Raw genomic sequence first — 15,471 nt, 5'->3', positions numbered from 1 at the left:
GACTCGGTGTACGTCACTTTTCCGAGGGCTTCGCCGACGGCTTCGCGCCCGGCTTCAGGAAGCCGATGTCCTCGTACTCCGGGGACTGGAAGCCGAAGGCCCCCGCGTTCGCCAGGTTCGGCCTCGCCGCCACCAGCTGGGGGCGCTGGTAGAGCGGGATGGAGCCCGCCTCGGCCCAGATCCGGGCGTCGGCCTTCTTGACCAGGGAGCGGGTCGTGTCCTCGTCGAGCTCGCCGACCGCCTGGTCGAAGAGCTGGTCGATGTGGTCGGTGCCGACGCGCGTGTAGTTCTGCTCGACGTTCAGCGAGCCGTCCGCGGCCGGGACGGGCTTGGCGAAGATCGGGCGGGCGTCGGTGGCCGGGAAGGCCGAGGCGGGCCAGGAGTAGAGGGCCAGGTCGTACTGTCCCGACGCGATGTGGTCCTTGAAGTAGCTGTCGTCGGCGACCTTGGAGACCTCGGTGCGCACGCCGATCCGCTCCAGCATGCGCGTGATCCGGTCGGCCACCGCGCGCAGCGGCTCCGAGCCCTCGCCGGAGGGGAGCACGAAACGGAGCGTGAGCGACTTGCCGTCCTTGGCGAGCGGGCCGCCCACCGCGGCCGGTGCCGCGGTGCCCCTGGGGGCGTACGCGCCGGGGGCGCCGCCCTTGGCCTGGTCCTTGGAGCCCGCGTTGGACTGGGCGGCGGACTGCTTGTCGGCGTGCTGCTTGGCGTGGCCGCCCGGGTCCTTCTTCTGCTCCTTCTCGGCCTCGCGGCGCGGGCCGAGGACATCGGCCTGGCGGTTCAGCGCGGCCCGCTGGTAGGCGGCCGCGGGGGCGGGGGCGAGCACGGTGGTGCCGTTGTCACCGGGCTTACCGTCGTCCTCGCCGACGATGTACGTCCCGTCGTCCTCCGAGCCCTCCGACCCCTCATCGGTGTCGCGCGCCTTCTTGCGTGCGTCGGCCTCGCTGCCCGCGGTCCTGGCCTTCTTGTCCTTGAGGGGGGCGCCCGGCGTCCAGCCCGCGTCCGCGAGCAGCGCCCGCGCCTCGGCGGTGTCCTGCTCGCCGAGGGCCCCGCTGTTGTCGGCGTACGCCTGCTGCCCGGCGAGCGCGAGGTGGCTGCCGACCGGCTCGGCGGGCAGGCCGAGCGGCTTGAGGACGGTCTCGGCCAGCTGCTCGCGGTCCAGGGCGCGGGCCACCGCGCGGCGCACCCGGTCGTCGGCGAGCGGGCCCTCGGAGCCGTTGAGCGCCAGCTGGGTGTAGGCGGGCTCCAGGGACTTGCGGACGACGTAGCCGCGCAGGCCCGACTGTTCCTTCGCGTACTTCTTGACGGCCTTGCGCGTCTTGGACCGGGCCAGCGCCTCGGTCTCCGCGGCCTCCTCGTCGGAGCCGTTGGCGATCGCCCAGGAGCGCAGTGCCCTGCCGGGGGTGATCGTCGATCCGGGGCCGTGCGTGAGCGGGCCCTGGGCGCCCTTGTCGCGGGCGGCCAGCGTGATGCGGTCCGCCTGGGCCGGGTCGATGTCGGCGAGGTCGACGTCGCCGTCGGCGAGCGCCTCGGCCCGCTCGCCGCGCGCCACCTCGTGCAGCACGAGCTTGTCGAGCTTGGCGGGCCTGCCCCACCAGCGCGGGTTGCGCTCCAGGGTGGCGTCACCGGCCTTGCGGTCGATGTCGGCGAGCGTGAAGGGTCCCGCGGTCACCTTCAGCTTGCGGCGCGCGCCGTCGTTGAAGCCGTCGGGGGTGCCCATGACCTGCTTGGGGTACAGCGGCGAGAAGAGGGAGCGCCAGTCCGCGTACGGCTTGGCGAAGGTGACCCGCACCTCCAGGTTGTTCGCGCCCCGCTCGATCTTCTCGATGCGGTCGTAGCCCGCGTTCCGCGCCGTCCAGTACGCGGTGTCCTTGCCGGACAGGGCCCGCCACTGCGCGGCGAAGTCGTCGGCGCCGATCTCCCGGCCGTCGCTCCAGACGGCCTGCTGGTTCAGCTTGTACAGGACGACCTGCTGGGGCTCGCGCTCGACGACCTTCGCCGACTCCAGGAAGTCGGTGTCGGGCTGCGTCCTGCCCTGCGCGTCCAGCCGGAACAGCGCGGGCAGGACCGCGCCCGCGATCCGCAAGGTGCCCGAATCGGCGTCCGCCTGGAAGGAGTTGAGGGTCTCGGGCAGTGCGTCGACCGCCCACTTCATGGTGCCCCCGTCGGCGACCAGGTCCCGTGCCGCGGGCGCGACGTCCTGACCCGCGGTCGGCCGTCCGGCCTCGTCGTTCGAGCTGCATCCGGCGAGGGCGGGCAGAGCCAGCACCCCCGTCGCGAGGAACACGACAGATCTGACGCCGACGGCTCTTGCGCGGTCGTGGGACATGGCTGGTACCTCCGGGGTCCGGGGCCGGCCCGGCCGCACGCTGCCAGGTCCGGGGCCGGGTTTGATCACGTTTGGGGGTATATGGAGCTGATCACATCTATCGCCCCACTGAAGGCGACGGGATACGTCGCACGACGGAGGCACGACGTGCGGGCGTCCAGATCCCACTCGTGCGGCCCAATAGGCCGGTCACCGGCGGACACTTTCGGTCGCGGTCGGCGCGATCGGCGCGTGATCCGGCGCATTCCGGGTCCGCGATCCGGCAATCGGTGCAGATCTCTTCACAAGCCGGGATGTGACGCGCGACACTCGCAGGCGCATGAGCGTTGCCACCGCACACCTGAAGTGAGGGCAAGTCATGGCTCTGCACGATGAATTGACGGCCGTTCAGCGCTGCGTCGACGACTTGGTCCGCACCGTCGGCAAGCTGGAGCGGCAGGCCGGGGACGAGCTGGCGGGCAGCGTTGACGTACGCCGGGTGCGCACGGACACCGACCATCTGCGGGAGAGCGTCGCCCTGCTGCGCGCGGCCGCCCCGCCCCCGCGCGAGCGGCCACGCGCCCCCGACCTGGTGACGATCCCCGATACGCCGTACGACAGCTCTCTGTGGACGGACTCCGACGACGAGGGCCTGGGCGCCCGCGACCGCCACGCGCCCTGACGCACCCCGCACCGCACCGCCCTGAGCCACGCACCGCAGAGCCCCTCCCCTAACCGAGGACGAAGGAGTGGAGCCTCGTTGGCCACCGGCACGGAACCCCAACCGAAAAGCGGCACGGCCCCCGGCGGCGGAGTACGCGACGGCACGCGCGCCGCGATCGCCGCTGCCCATCTGCGGACCGACCGCTGGTGGCTGGCGCCCGCGGCGACCGCCGCCGGGCTGCTCGCCTTCGTCGTCTACTCGACGTGGCGGGCCTTCGCGAACACGGACTACTACCAGGCGCCCTACGTCTCGCCGTTCTACTCGCCGTGCCTGGCGGAGAACTGCGAGCCGATGCGCTCGGGCCCCAACTGGGAGATCTTCGGCGGCTGGTGGGGCCTGTCCCCCGCGCTGCTCATCCTGATCTTCCCGCTCGGCTTCCGGCTGACCTGCTACTACTACCGCAAGGCGTACTACCGCGGCTTCTGGGCTTCGCCACCGGCCTGCGCGGTCGCCGAACCGCACAAGAAGTACTCGGGTGAGACCCGCTTCCCGCTGGTGCTGCAGAACATCCACCGGTACTTCTTCTACGCCGCCGTGCCGGTCGCGGGCATTCTCACGTACGACACCGTGCTCGCTTTCCGCGACGAGCACTACGAGTGGGGCCACATGGGCCTCGGCACGCTCGTCTTTGTCGTCAACATCGTGCTGATCTGGGCGTACACCCTCTCCTGCCACTCCTGCCGGCACATCATCGGCGGCAAGCTCAAGCACTTCTCCAAGCATCCGGTGCGGTACCGCATGTGGCAGTGGGTAGGAAAACTGAACGCCCGTCACATGCTGCTTGCCTGGGCGTCGTTGGTGAGCGTGGCGCTCGCCGACTTCTATGTGTTCCTGATCTCAAGCGGCGCCTTCGACGATCCGAGGTTGTTCTGATGTCTCAAGTGGAGCGGCAGCAGTGGGATGTTGTCGTGGTGGGGGCGGGCGGTGCCGGACTGCGGGCCGCCATCGAGGCCCGTGAGCAGGGTGCCCGTACGGCCGTGATCTGCAAGTCGCTGTTCGGCAAGGCCCATACGGTGATGGCCGAGGGCGGCATCGCCGCCTCCATGGGCAATGTGAACTCCGGCGACAACTGGCAGGTCCACTTCCGCGACACCCTGCGCGGCGGCAAGTTCCTCAACCAGTGGCGGATGGCCGAGCTGCACGCGCGCGAGGCACCCGACCGGGTCTGGGAGCTGGAGACCTGGGGCGCCCTCTTCGACCGCACCCCGGACGGGCGGATCTCCCAGCGCAACTTCGGCGGCCACGAGTACCCGCGCCTCGCCCACGTCGGCGACCGCACGGGCCTCGAACTCATCCGCACCCTCCAGCAGAAGATCGTCGCGCTGCAGCAGGAGGACTTCCGTGAATTCGGTGACTACGAAGCCCGGTTGAAGGTCTTCCAGGAGTGCACCGTCACCCGGGTCCTCAAAGAGGACGACCGGGTCAGCGGGACCTTCTGCTACGACCGCGAGTCCGGCCGCTTCTTCGTCCTGGAAGCGCCCAGCGTGGTCCTCGCCACCGGCGGCATCGGCAAGTCCTTCAAGGTGACGTCGAATTCATGGGAGTACACCGGTGACGGGCACGCGCTCGCACTGCTCGCCGGGGCGCCGCTCCTGAACATGGAGTTCGTGCAGTTCCACCCGACCGGCATGGTCTGGCCGCCGTCGGTGAAGGGCATCCTCGTCACCGAGTCCGTGCGCGGCGACGGCGGGGTCCTCAGGAACTCCGAGGGCAAGCGGTTCATGTTCGACTACGTCCCCGACGTCTTCAAGGAGAAGTACGCCCAGTCGGAGGAGGAGGGCGACCGCTGGTACGACGACCCGGACCACAACCGCCGCCCCCCTGAGCTGCTCCCCCGCGACGAGGTCGCCCGCGCCATCAACTCCGAGGTGAAGGCGGGCCGCGGATCGCCGCACGGCGGCGTCTTCCTCGACGTGTCCACACGCATGCCCGCCGAGGTCATCAGGCGCCGACTACCGTCCATGTACCACCAGTTCAAGGAACTCGCCGACGTCGACATCACCGCGGAGGCGATGGAGGTCGGGCCGACCTGTCACTACGTGATGGGCGGCATCGCGGTCGACTCCGACACCGCGGCCGCGCGACGCGTGACCGGGCTCTACGCCGCGGGCGAGGTCGCGGGCGGCATGCACGGCTCCAACCGGCTCGGCGGCAACTCCCTCTCCGACCTGCTGGTCTTCGGCCGGCGCGCGGGACTGCACGCAGCGCGGTACGCCGCGGGCCTGGACGCGAGGCCCGTCGTGGACGACGTCCAGGTCGACACCGCGGCCGCCGAGGCACTGCGGCCGTTCAGCGCCGAGGGGCCCGAGGACGGGGCGACCCCGGAGAACCCGTACACCCTCCACCAGGAACTGCAGCAGACCATGAACGACCTGGTCGGCATCATCCGCCGCGAGGGCGAGATGGAGCAGGCCCTGGAGAAGCTCGCCGACCTGCGGGTGCGGGCCAGGCGGGCCGGGGTCGAGGGCCACCGGCAGTTCAACCCCGGCTGGCACCTCGCGCTCGACCTGCGCAACATGCTGCTCGTCAGCGAGTGCGTGGCGCGGGCCGCCCTGGAGCGCACGGAGAGCCGCGGCGGCCACACCCGCGAGGACCATCCGACGATGAACCGCGAGTGGCGCCGGGTCAATCTGCTCTGCCAACTCGCCGACCCCAGCGGGGGGTTGGCGGCCACCGATCCCGTGCGCGGCCAGATCGACCTGGTCCGCGTGACCACCGAGCCCATCCGCCCCGACCTGCTCGCCCTCTTCGAGAAGGAGGAGCTGGTCAAGTACCTGGCCGAAGAGGAGCTGTACGAGTGAGTTCGTACGACGCGCAATTCAAGGTCTGGCGCGGGGACACCGGCGGCGGCGCCCTGGAGGACTTCAAGATCGAGGTCAACGAGGGCGAGGTGGTGCTCGACATCATCCACCGGCTCCAGGCCACCCAGGCGCCCGACCTCGCGGTGCGCTGGAACTGCAAGGCGGGCAAGTGCGGTTCGTGCTCCGCGGAGATCAACGGCCGCCCCCGCCTGATGTGCATGACGCGCATGTCGGTCTTCGAGCCCGACGAGGTCATCACGGTGACGCCGCTGCGGGCCTTCCCCGTGGTGCGGGACCTGGTGACGGACGTCGGCTTCAACTACACCAAGGCGCGCGAGGTCCCGGCCTTCGTGCCGCCCGAGGACCTCGGTCCCGGCGAGTACCGCATGCAGCAGACGGACGTGGACCGCTCGCAGGAGTTCCGCAAGTGCATCGAGTGCTTCCTGTGCCAGGACACCTGCCATGTGGTGCGCGACCACGAGGAGAACAAGGGCGCCTTCGCGGGGCCGCGCTTCCTGATGCGGGTCGCCGAACTCGACATGCATCCGCTGGACGCGGCGGCGGAGACCGGACTCGACCGCAAGCGGACCGCCCAGGACGAACACGGGCTCGGCTACTGCAACATCACCAAGTGCTGCACGGAGGTGTGCCCCGAGGGCATCAGGATCACGGACAACGCCCTGATTCCCTTGAAAGAGCGGGCCGTTGACCGCAAGTACGATCCGCTGGTGTGGCTGGGGAACAAGATCCGACGGCGGGAGAACTGACCCTCGCGACCACGCCTGGGGGTAATCCCCCAGAGGAATTCTCGTGCATGCCCCCATGGTTCGGCGGGCCCCGCGGAACCAGCATGGGGGCATGACTTCCTCCTCGGCATCCTCGGCCCCTTCGACCCCTTCGGCCTTGACACGTCGTACATTGATCGGGCTCGCCACCGCCGGACTCGCGGCGGCCCTGCTTCCGGTGTCGTCGTCCGCGGCCCCGCGGGCGGGCACGGCGACCGGGGCGACGGGGGCCAGAGCGGCGACCGGAGCCGTCGCGGCCCAACTGCCCGCACCCACCGGGCCGCACGGCATCGGGACCGTGTCCGCCCGGCTCGTCGACCGCTCGCGGCACGACCCGTGGGTACCCGCGCAGCCGTACCGCGAACTGATGATCAGCGTCTGGTACCCGGCGGCGCCCGGCTCCGGCGAAGGGCATTCCCGCGCGCCCTACATGGCCCCGGGCGCCGCCGCCCGCTGGGACGCCACCTCGCCGCACGACATCCCGAAGGGCACGCTCGACTTCGCCGCCACGCGGACGCACGCCCGCGAGGGCGCCCCCGCCGACACGCGGGGCGGACGGCGCCCCGTGCTCGTGTACGCGGCGGGTGCGGGCGACCCGCGCACCTGGGGCACCGCGCTCGTCGAGGAGATGGCCAGCCGCGGCTACGTGGTGGTGACCATCGACCACACCTACGAGAATCCGGGGGTGCAGTTCCCCGACGGCTCGGTCAAGGACGCCGGGCCACTGCTGAAGGCTTACGAAGAGGCGCAGAAGAACGACACCGTGCCGGACCTGCTCAAGAAGACCACCGATGTGCGCGTCGCCGACTCCAAGTTCCTGCTCGACAGCCTCGGTTCACTGCCGCACGGCCTGTCCCAGGTCGTCGACCGGCGGCGCGTGGGCATGTTCGGCCAGTCCGCGGGCGGGATCGCCGCCGCCCAGACGATGTACGAGGACCGCAGGGTCACCGCGGGCGTCGACCTGGACGGCACGCTGGAGTTCAACCCGGAGCCGACCGGCACCCACCTGATGCCGGTCGCCCGGCACGGCCTGGACCGCCCCTTCCTGCTGATGGGCAGCGACCGCCCGACCGAGCCCTCCTGGCGCGCGTTCCTGTCCCACAGCACCGGCTGGCAGCGGAACCTGACGCTGCGCGGCTCTCGGCACCAGACGTACACCGACCTGCCCGCCCTCCTGCCGCAGGCCGGGGTGGACCGCAAGACCGTCGAGAAGAACATAGGCACCGTCGACCCGGCCCGGGCGATCGCGGCCCAACGGGCGTACGTGGCCTCGTTCTTCGACCGATGGCTGAAGGAGAAGGACGACGGACTCCTCGACGGCCCTTCGGGACGGTATCCGGAGGTGGAGTTCACCGGGTGAGCCCTCTCGGCCGATCCCTTGTGCCACACTGCCGCGCATGCGTATACGCCGCCCCTTCCTGGCCGTGCTCCTCACCGGTGTGCTGGGCGTGAGTGCGGCCGGCTGTTCCCTCCCCGGCGGGGACGACGGGGGCGGCGAGGACGGGACCGGCCTTGAGCGGGCGCTCGACGCGATCCCCGCGTCGGCGTCCGACCAGGCGGTGACGTACCGCGACGTGCGGACCCTGCGCCGGCTCGTCGCCGCCGAACCCTCGCTCTACCGCGGCCTCGACGGCTACGGAATCGTCGAAGTCATCCAGCGCGGCTACACGGGCGGCAGCGTCCGCAAGAACTGGGGATTCGACGAGAAGGACGTGCGGACATCCGTCCTGGTCGGCGACAGCACCCTGCTCACCGGCCGGTTCGACACGGACGCCGTCGCGCGCGCCATGAAGAAGCAGGGCTACAAGGCCACGGACACCGACGGAGGCACCCGCTACAAGAAGCCCGGCGAGCCCGGGACTTACGACATCTCCGACGCCACCCGCGCCACCAACCGCGCGGACGCCACCCTCGGCCTCACCGCACCCGGCACATCCCTTCGCGACGACAAGGCGTACGCGGCCGTCGCCGAGTGCCTGGGCGATGTGTACGAGGCGTCGTACTACGCCGAGCGCGAGGACGCGGACGTCCCGCTCCTCGCGATCGGCGGACGCCTCGGCAAGGACGGCACGTCGTCCTCGGAGACGCTGTGCGCACGGACCGCATCGAAGAAGGCGGCCGCCGCCACCGCCGCCGCCCTCCGCAAGAAGACCGCCCCCGGCGCGCGCTACGAGGGCTCCAAGGTGCACATCGGCGACGGCGACACCCCGCTCGTCACGATGACCTGGAAGAACCGTCCCGACTCCGGGCTGCGCCCCGGCGACAACGACAAGACGGCGGAGCTGCCGGGGCTGTTGATCCTGGGCCGGGGATAGGGGGACCGCTGCGCGGGGCGGAGGGGCAGACGAGGGGCAGGGGTGACCGCTAGGTCGTCGGCTCGTCCCACGCCCGGCGTTCCGCGTGCGTCAGCCAGTGGGCGTACCACTGGGCGAACGTCACCCGGCCCGTGCTCCCGATGAACTCGACCGGGATCACGCCCTCGGCGGCCGCGCGCGCGTCGTGCCACATCGTGCCGCGTTCGGGGCCGGTCAGCGCCATCAACGTGTAGTAGCCGCAGCCCTGCTCGCTCAGATAGAGGGTGCCGTCGGTCAGGGCGTCGAGGAGTTCGTCGTCGCGCGCGTCCCAGGCCGCGTAGTCCCGGCGGAACCTCTCCTCGTCATCGACCGTGTCGCCGTACACCGCGCGCTGGGGCTCCGCCGACTGGTGTTCCTCCCACTCACGGGTGCGCTCGGGACGGAAGAGGGGGACGGCCGGGGGCTTCGGGGTGGGGGTGGCTGCGTCGGGGGTGGCCGCGTCCGGGGCGGGGGCGGCCGCCGCGTCCACGAGCTCTACGGCTGCCGGAGCGACCGGAGTGACCGGAGTGACCGGATCCACCGGAAACAGCCCGTAGTCCGGGCCCGCGCCGCCCGCCCCGACCTCCAGCAGAAAGCTGCGGTACTCCGCGGGAAACGTCACACCGCGGCGCCGCTCCATGGCGGCGACCTGCTCCTCGGTCAGGACCGGGCGGAGTTCAAAACGGTGGCCGTACTCGTGGAAGTCCGCACCGAACACCGCCCGCCAGTTCGGCGCCCCGCGCAGCGCGAGCACGCGCTCTCTCGTCCCCGTCCAGACCCCGCCCACCTGCACCCTCCCCGTTCCCGACGCCCCCGTAAGGGGACCCGGCCTTGCTCACGGTCACCGTACGCGCCTACTGTGAATGCGCTTTCAATCCGGTCGGTCGCGATCGGCTCCGTACGGGATCAGAACGAGAAACGAGCAGGCGATCGGGTGAGCACAACTCCCACGGTGTACGACGTCGCCGAGCGGTCGGGCGTCTCCATCGCGACGGTGTCGCGGGTCTACCGCAACCCGGACTCGGTCCGCGAGAAGACCCGTGAGCGGGTCCTCGCCGCGGCCCGCGAACTCGGCTATGTGCCCAGCGGCAACGCCCGCGGACTCGCCAGCCGTTCCACCGGAGTGCTCGGCCTGTGCTTCCCCGACTACTCGGACCCGGACACCGAGACCGAGGCCGCCGCGGCCGACGCCGACGACGACCACGCCTTCATGCTCTACTCCGACCAGATCATCCGCGGCATGGAGCGCGCCTCCCGACGGCACGGGTACGCCCTGCTGATCGCCGCCTCACTCAAGGGCGGCCCGGAGAGCCTGGTCGCCAAGGTCGCCGGGCGGGTCGACGGTTTCGCCGTCCTCTCGCGGACCGTGCCGACCGAGGACCTCGACGTCATCTCGCGGCGGCTGCCTGTCGTGATGCTCGCCGGGCCCCGCGAACCCGATCAGCTCGACCACCTCGACCACATCGAGGTCGCCAACGAGGACGGCCAGCGGGAGCTGACCCGGCACCTCATCGAGGACCACGGTCTTCGTCGACTTGTTTTCGTCGGCGGCGAGGAGCGTGCGCCGGACGCGCAGGCGCGGTTCCGCGGGTATCAGGAGGCGTGCCGGGCGGCCGGGCTTCCCGTGCGCGAAGAGCCCGATCTGCGGGCCGAGATGATGACGCAGGCGGAGGGGGCGCGGGCCGCCGACGCACTGCTCGACCGGGCCGACGGGGCGCCGACGCCGCCCGAGGCGATGCTCTTCGCCAACGACCAGATGGCCATCGGGGCGCTCCACGCGCTGGAGCGGCGCGGCATGCGCGTGCCCGACGACGTCGCCGTCACCGGGTTCGACGGCATTCCGCTCAGCCGTCTCGTGCGGCCCGCGCTCACCACCGTGCGGCAGCCGATGCGGCAGCTCGGCGAGGAGGCGGTCGAGCTGCTCGTACGGCGGCTCGGGGCGGAGCGGGAGCGGGAGCCCGTCGATCTGATGCTGCCGGTGAGTGTGGTGCGGCGGGCCAGTTGTGGGTGCGGTGAGGCGCCGGTGGCGCGCCCGGCCGTCAGGTGAGGTGTTTTCCGAAGAAGGTTCCGCGGGCCTCCCGCAGCGCCTTCGTCTCGCGTTCCGTGCCCTCGTGCGCGAAGTGGCCCGCATCGAGGACGTGGAGTTCGCGCGGGCCCGCGAGTGCGTTGTGCACCGCGAACTGGCCCGGCGGCGGGACCGCGGGGTCGAAGAGCGCGGACGCCGTGAGGGTCGGGACGCGGAGGTGCGTCGCCGCCGTCGCCGCGTCGAAGTAGCGCAGGACATCGGTGACTTCGGGGTGTGCACGGTGGTGGGCGCGCACGGACTCGCCGCTGCCCGTGCAGGGCAGGGTCAGCCGGAGCGGGTGGTTGCCGAAGGTCGGCACGGTCAGCTGTGCGGCGGCGAAGCGGTCGTCCCAGGGCAGTGCGAGGGCGCCGAGACCGCCGCCGAAGCTCTCGCCGAGGTAGCCGAGGCGCGGCGGTTCTCCGGTCCCGCCCCCGCCCAGCTCCGGTACGAGTTCGAGGAGCGCTGACGCCGCGCACCAGAGGTCGGCCGCGCAGTCGCCGATGACGTAGGTGTCGCGGGAGCCGATGTCGTGCAGGACGTGGGCGTCGGCCTCGGCGGGGATGCCGGGGTGGCGGCCGCGGCTCCCCATGCCCCGTACGCAGGGCAGGAGGGCGGCGGAGCGGGGCAGCGGCAGCGGGAGGTCGGGGCCGGGTTCGTCGCGGCCCCCGTATCCGTGTCCCACGACGAAGCCGTGCGCCGCGGGGCCCGTCTCGGGAAGCACCAGCCAGCCGCCCAGGCGCACGCCGCCGACGGATGTGTACGTCACGCCGTGCACGCGGACGCCGTCGCGCACCTCCTCCACGGGGCCGACGACGGGGGTGGTGACGGTCGCGCGGGCGGCCTCGTGCCGGGCCCGCCAGAACGCGGCGAAGTCGGTGGGGGCGCGGGGCGCGGGCACCGCGAGGAGGTCGTCGAGGGTGTGGCCGTACGACGGGTCGAAGGGGAAGTCGTGCGTGAACGCGGGCATGCCGCGACCCTAACCAGAGCCCACCGGGCACCGGCCGGGGCGGGGCGCCCTCCCCGCCCCCGCAGGCCACCCCGGCACAAGTGGCCTGTCGGCGATGAGGCGGCCACCACATTTCCTTTCAGGAAGGAAACGTTCCGCTTACGTTGCTCTCACGCCACGCACTCCGTACACACCACTCAAGTCGCCCCCGTTACGCGAGTGTGACCAAGACCCTCTTGCGGTCACAGGGGCGTTCCCACAGAGTGATGTATGCGCTTACAGACAGCGCATACATCCGACGCCGTAAGACGCCGGAACGTCAGGGAAGCTCAAGGAGGAGCCGTCCATGCACCGCGCCGCCAGAACCGCTTCGGTCGCCGTCGCACTCGCGACGGCGTTCGCCGTCACCGCGTGCGGCAGCTCCGCCGGTGACGAAGTCGCCGCCGACAAGAAGCAGACGCTCACCGTTTGGGCCATGGGTGCCGAGGGCGAGAAGCTCGCGGAGGTCGCCGACGCGTACAAGAAGGCGAACCCGAACATCACCGTCAAGGTCACCCCCGTCGGCTGGGACGTCGCCCACCAGAAGCTGGTCTCCGCGGCCGCCGCGGGCAAGCTGCCCGACGTGGCGCAGATGGGCGGCAGTTACCTGGGCGAGTTCGCCGAACTCGGCGTCCTCGAACCGGTCGACACCAAGACCTTCGACGAGAAGGACTTCTTCCCGGCGGGCTGGCAGCAGGGCGAGGTGGACGGCACCGCGTACGGCGTGCCCTGGTACGTGGACACCCGCGTCCTCTACTACCGCACCGACCTCGCGAAGAAGGCCGGCATCAGCAAGCCGCCCGCCGACTGGAAGGGGCTGCGCGCCATGGCCTCGGCCCTCCAGGAGAAGGCGGACAGCAAGTGGGGCATCTATCTGCAGCCCCGCGGCCTCGACACCGTGCAGTCCTTCTACCCGTTCCTGTACTCGGCCGGTGGCGAGATCGTCGACAAGGACGGCAAGGCCGCCATCGACAGCCCGGCCGCGGTGAGGGCCTTCAAGGAGTACGGCGAGTACGTCAAGAGCGGTCTCAGCACGAAGAGTTCGCAGCCCGGCTACGACCCCCTGAAGGACTTCAACACCGGCGACGTGCCGATGTTCTTCTCCGGCCCGTGGATCACGACACTGATCAAGGACCAGTACCCGGACCTGAAGGGCAAGTGGGGCGTCGCGCCGGTACCGGCCGACAAGACCTCCACCTCGATGGCCGGCGGATCGAGCCTCGTGATCTCCAAGGACAGCCCGCACAAGGCCGCCGCCAAGGAGTTCATCCAGTACCTGACGGACGCCGAGGGCCAGGCCGACTGGTTCGAGCGCACCAGCGACCTGCCCGCCAACACCAAGGCGTGGGAGAGCGGCGAACTCGCCGACAACCCCGATCTGCAGATCTTCAAGAAGCAGATGGAGACCGCCAAGACCTCGCCCGCGCTGGCCAAGTGGACCGAGGTGACCTCCAAGGTCGACGCGGCCATCGAGTCGGTGACGCAGGGCAAGGCCTCCGCCGAGGACGCCGCCGCGAAGGCGCAGTCCGAGATCGAGAACCTCGTGAAGTAGGCGGCCGACATGAGCACCACTAGTGGAAAGGCCGCCGTGCCGGTGGCCGGGGTGCGGGGCGGTCCGGGGACGAAGGCACCGTCCCCGGCCACCGGGTCCAGGGGCCGCGGCGACGGTCGGCGGCGCGGGCGCGGCATGGGCGTGCAGAATCTGGCCGGGTGGCTCTTCTCCACCCCGTTCCTCGTTCTGTTCACCGTCTTCATGGCGTTCCCCATCGTCGCCACGCTGGCCATGAGCTTCACCGACTTCGGGCTGCGCAACGTCACCCGGCCCTGGGAAGCGAACTTCATCGGGCTCGAGAACTACACCAAGCTCTTCGGCGACGAGAAGTTCCTCAAGTCCCTTTTCAACACCGGGTATTTCGTGGTGGTCGGGGTTCCTCTCACCATCTTTCTCGGTCTTGTCGTGGCCGTTCTCCTCAACAACGGGATCGATCGCGCCCGGACCTTCTTCCGGGTGGGCTTCTATGCGCCCGTCGTCACCTCCATCGTCGCCGTGGCGGTCGTATGGCGGTTCGTGCTCGATCCGAGCGACGGCCTGATCGCCGGACTCTGCGCCGAACTCGGCCTCACCGCACCGGACTTCCTGGGCAGCGAATCGCTCGCCATGCCCTCGCTGATCGCAATGGCCGTATGGCGCAATCTCGGTACGGTCATGGTGCTCTTCATCGCCGGGCTGCAGGCCATCCCGACCGAGGTGCGGGAGGCCGCGAAGCTGGACGGCGCGGGGACCTGGCAGGAGTTCCGCCGCATCACCGTGCCCCTGCTGCGGCCCACGCTGCTCTACGCCACGGTGATCACCACGATCGGCTATCTCAATGTGTTCGAGGAGCCGTTCGTGATGACGCAGGGCGGTCCGTCGGACTCCACGCTCACCGTGTCGCTGAACATGTACCGCGAAGGCTTCAACTTCTTCCACATGGGCTATGCCAGCGCCATGGCGTATGTCCTCTTCGTGGTGATCATGGGCATCACGGTGCTCCAGCTCCGACTGCTGAAGGACAACACCAAATGAGCGCCAAGTCCGTGGTGGTGGAGAAGTCGGCGGACCCGAAGGAGACTCCCCGCGCGCGGCGCGGCATGAAGCGGCCGCTCGTCCATGTGCTGCTGTCCGCCGGGCTTCTCATCATGTCCGCCCCGTTCCTGTGGATGGCCCTTTCCGCCTTCAAGACGGCCGGTGACCTGACCGCGAGTCCGCCCGTGTGGATTCCCTCCGAGTGGACCCTGGACAGCTTCCACCGGCTGCTCGACAAGCTCGATCTGCCGCCCTACTTCATGAACTCGGTGCTGGTCGCGGTGCTCGTCACCGTCGCCAATCTCGTGTTCTGCTCGATGCTCGGATACGCCCTGGCCAAGCTGAACTTCGTCGGCCGGAACAAGATCTTCGGCCTGGTGCTCGGCGCGCTGATGGTGCCCGGCAATCTGATGCTGCTGCCCCTCTTCGTACTGATGAGCAAGCTGCAGCTGATCGACTCCTATGCCGCCCTCGTACTGCCCTTCGCGGCCGGTGCCTTCGGGGTCTTCCTCATGCGGCAGTTCATGCAGTCGATCCCCGACGAGCTGCTCGAAGCGGCGCGGATGGACGGCGCCAGCGAGTGGTACATCTTCTGGCGGATCGTGATGCCGCTGGTGAAGCCCGCCCTCGCGACGCTCTCGATCTTCACGTTCCTCGGGTCGTGGAACAACTTCGTCTGGCCGCTGATCGCGACCAACGACCCCGACAAGTACACCCTCCCGGTCGCCCTCGCCACCTTCGCGACCGACCCCAACAAGTCGTCCGGTTCGAACGGGATGCTGATGGCCGGTGCGTTCCTGATCGTGCTGCCGGTGCTGATCGTCTTCGCCGTGCTGCAGCGCTACTTCACCCAGGGCATCGCCACCGCCGGCATGAAGTAGCCCCCTGGGCCCCGCCTCTCCCG

13 protein-coding genes are annotated in these 15,471 nt (G+C 70.4%); 10 read left to right on the top strand and 3 right to left on the bottom strand.

The window, feature by feature from the left end; genetic code table 11:
* Nucleotides 1–13: 13 nt before the first annotated feature.
* Complete coding sequence (locus ACFWZ2_RS03900) at nucleotides 14–2,329, bottom strand: ABC transporter family substrate-binding protein (protein WP_384541373.1); 2,316 nt, start codon at nucleotides 2,327–2,329, stop codon at nucleotides 14–16.
* Between the two features lie 358 nt (nucleotides 2,330–2,687).
* On the opposite strand from ACFWZ2_RS03900, the gene ACFWZ2_RS03895 reads away from it, so the two are divergent.
* The 6 genes from ACFWZ2_RS03895 to ACFWZ2_RS03870 all read left to right on the top strand — a co-directional run bounded on the left by ACFWZ2_RS03895 (nucleotide 2,688) and on the right by ACFWZ2_RS03870 (nucleotide 8,933).
* Entirely contained in the window at nucleotides 2,688–2,990 is a 303-nt protein-coding gene (locus ACFWZ2_RS03895; RefSeq protein WP_384541370.1) for a hypothetical protein, read from the top strand.
* Nucleotides 2,991–3,068: 78 nt separating this feature from the next.
* Nucleotides 3,069–3,905: a hypothetical protein gene (locus ACFWZ2_RS03890; protein WP_384541367.1), complete on the top strand. Its 837-nt coding sequence runs from the start codon at nucleotides 3,069–3,071 to the stop codon at nucleotides 3,903–3,905.
* Nucleotides 3,905–5,833, top strand: a complete 1,929-nt coding sequence (locus tag ACFWZ2_RS03885) for a fumarate reductase/succinate dehydrogenase flavoprotein subunit (RefSeq protein WP_384541365.1) — start codon at nucleotides 3,905–3,907, stop codon at nucleotides 5,831–5,833. The genes ACFWZ2_RS03890 and ACFWZ2_RS03885 overlap by 1 nt, the downstream gene beginning before the upstream one ends.
* On the top strand, nucleotides 5,830–6,600 hold the full coding sequence (locus tag ACFWZ2_RS03880) for a succinate dehydrogenase/fumarate reductase iron-sulfur subunit (protein WP_384541362.1): 771 nt from the start codon (nucleotides 5,830–5,832) through the stop codon (nucleotides 6,598–6,600). The genes ACFWZ2_RS03885 and ACFWZ2_RS03880 overlap by 4 nt, the downstream gene beginning before the upstream one ends.
* A 136-nt stretch (nucleotides 6,601–6,736) precedes the next feature.
* A complete protein-coding gene (locus ACFWZ2_RS03875; protein WP_384541360.1) occupies nucleotides 6,737–7,978 on the top strand; it encodes an alpha/beta hydrolase family protein in 1,242 nt (413 codons plus the stop codon).
* 37 nt (nucleotides 7,979–8,015) lie between these two features.
* Nucleotides 8,016–8,933, top strand: coding sequence for a hypothetical protein (locus tag ACFWZ2_RS03870; RefSeq protein WP_384541357.1), 918 nt, complete (start codon nucleotides 8,016–8,018; stop codon nucleotides 8,931–8,933).
* A 49-nt stretch (nucleotides 8,934–8,982) separates the two neighbouring features.
* On the opposite strand, the gene ACFWZ2_RS03865 is transcribed toward ACFWZ2_RS03870, so the two are convergent.
* Nucleotides 8,983–9,705, bottom strand: a complete 723-nt coding sequence (locus ACFWZ2_RS03865; protein ID WP_384541355.1) for an SMI1/KNR4 family protein — start codon at nucleotides 9,703–9,705, stop codon at nucleotides 8,983–8,985.
* Nucleotides 9,706–9,903: 198 nt separating this feature from the next.
* Here ACFWZ2_RS03865 and ACFWZ2_RS03860 point away from each other — a divergent pair, with 198 nt between their 5' ends.
* Nucleotides 9,904–10,998: a LacI family DNA-binding transcriptional regulator gene (locus ACFWZ2_RS03860; protein ID WP_384542133.1), complete on the top strand. Its 1,095-nt coding sequence runs from the start codon at nucleotides 9,904–9,906 to the stop codon at nucleotides 10,996–10,998.
* On the opposite strand, the gene ACFWZ2_RS03855 is transcribed toward ACFWZ2_RS03860, so the two are convergent.
* Nucleotides 10,991–11,983, bottom strand: coding sequence for an acetylxylan esterase (locus ACFWZ2_RS03855; RefSeq protein WP_384541353.1), 993 nt, complete (start codon nucleotides 11,981–11,983; stop codon nucleotides 10,991–10,993). The two genes, ACFWZ2_RS03860 and ACFWZ2_RS03855, sit on opposite strands and share 8 nt — an antisense overlap.
* Before the next feature lie 325 nt (nucleotides 11,984–12,308).
* On the opposite strand from ACFWZ2_RS03855, the gene ACFWZ2_RS03850 reads away from it, so the two are divergent.
* From ACFWZ2_RS03850 to ACFWZ2_RS03840, 3 genes are read left to right on the top strand one after another with little or no spacing between them, the layout of a single operon-like run.
* Complete coding sequence (locus ACFWZ2_RS03850; RefSeq protein WP_384541351.1) at nucleotides 12,309–13,553, top strand: sugar ABC transporter substrate-binding protein; 1,245 nt, start codon at nucleotides 12,309–12,311, stop codon at nucleotides 13,551–13,553.
* 9 nt (nucleotides 13,554–13,562) lie between these two features.
* Nucleotides 13,563–14,567: a carbohydrate ABC transporter permease gene (locus ACFWZ2_RS03845; protein WP_384541349.1), complete on the top strand. Its 1,005-nt coding sequence runs from the start codon at nucleotides 13,563–13,565 to the stop codon at nucleotides 14,565–14,567.
* On the top strand, nucleotides 14,564–15,448 hold the full coding sequence (locus ACFWZ2_RS03840) for a carbohydrate ABC transporter permease (protein WP_384541347.1): 885 nt from the start codon (nucleotides 14,564–14,566) through the stop codon (nucleotides 15,446–15,448). Before ACFWZ2_RS03845 ends, ACFWZ2_RS03840 begins: the two co-directional genes overlap by 4 nt.
* The last annotated feature ends 23 nt before the right edge of the window (nucleotides 15,449–15,471 follow it).

It is taken from the genome of Streptomyces sp. NPDC059002, assembly GCF_042740435.1.
Classification (GTDB): domain Bacteria; phylum Actinomycetota; class Actinomycetes; order Streptomycetales; family Streptomycetaceae; genus Streptomyces.
The sequence above is the reverse complement of the archived record's forward strand: the minus strand, read 5'-3'. Positions and strand labels throughout refer to the sequence as shown.

Excerpts from the sequence above, each read along its gene's own strand:
- ACFWZ2_RS03900 (WP_384541373.1), bottom strand. The coding sequence starts at position 2,329 with ATGTCCCACGACCGCGCAAGAGCCGTCGGCGTCAGATCTGTCGTGTTC.
- ACFWZ2_RS03895 (WP_384541370.1), top strand. The coding sequence starts at position 2,688 with ATGGCTCTGCACGATGAATTGACGGCCGTTCAGCGCTGCGTCGACGAC.
- ACFWZ2_RS03885 (WP_384541365.1), top strand. The coding sequence starts at position 3,905 with ATGTCTCAAGTGGAGCGGCAGCAGTGGGATGTTGTCGTGGTGGGGGCG.
- ACFWZ2_RS03870 (WP_384541357.1), top strand. The coding sequence starts at position 8,016 with ATGCGTATACGCCGCCCCTTCCTGGCCGTGCTCCTCACCGGTGTGCTG.
- ACFWZ2_RS03855 (WP_384541353.1), bottom strand. The coding sequence starts at position 11,983 with ATGCCCGCGTTCACGCACGACTTCCCCTTCGACCCGTCGTACGGCCAC.
- ACFWZ2_RS03850 (WP_384541351.1), top strand. The coding sequence starts at position 12,309 with ATGCACCGCGCCGCCAGAACCGCTTCGGTCGCCGTCGCACTCGCGACG.
- ACFWZ2_RS03845 (WP_384541349.1), top strand. The coding sequence starts at position 13,563 with ATGAGCACCACTAGTGGAAAGGCCGCCGTGCCGGTGGCCGGGGTGCGG.
- ACFWZ2_RS03840 (WP_384541347.1), top strand. The coding sequence starts at position 14,564 with ATGAGCGCCAAGTCCGTGGTGGTGGAGAAGTCGGCGGACCCGAAGGAG.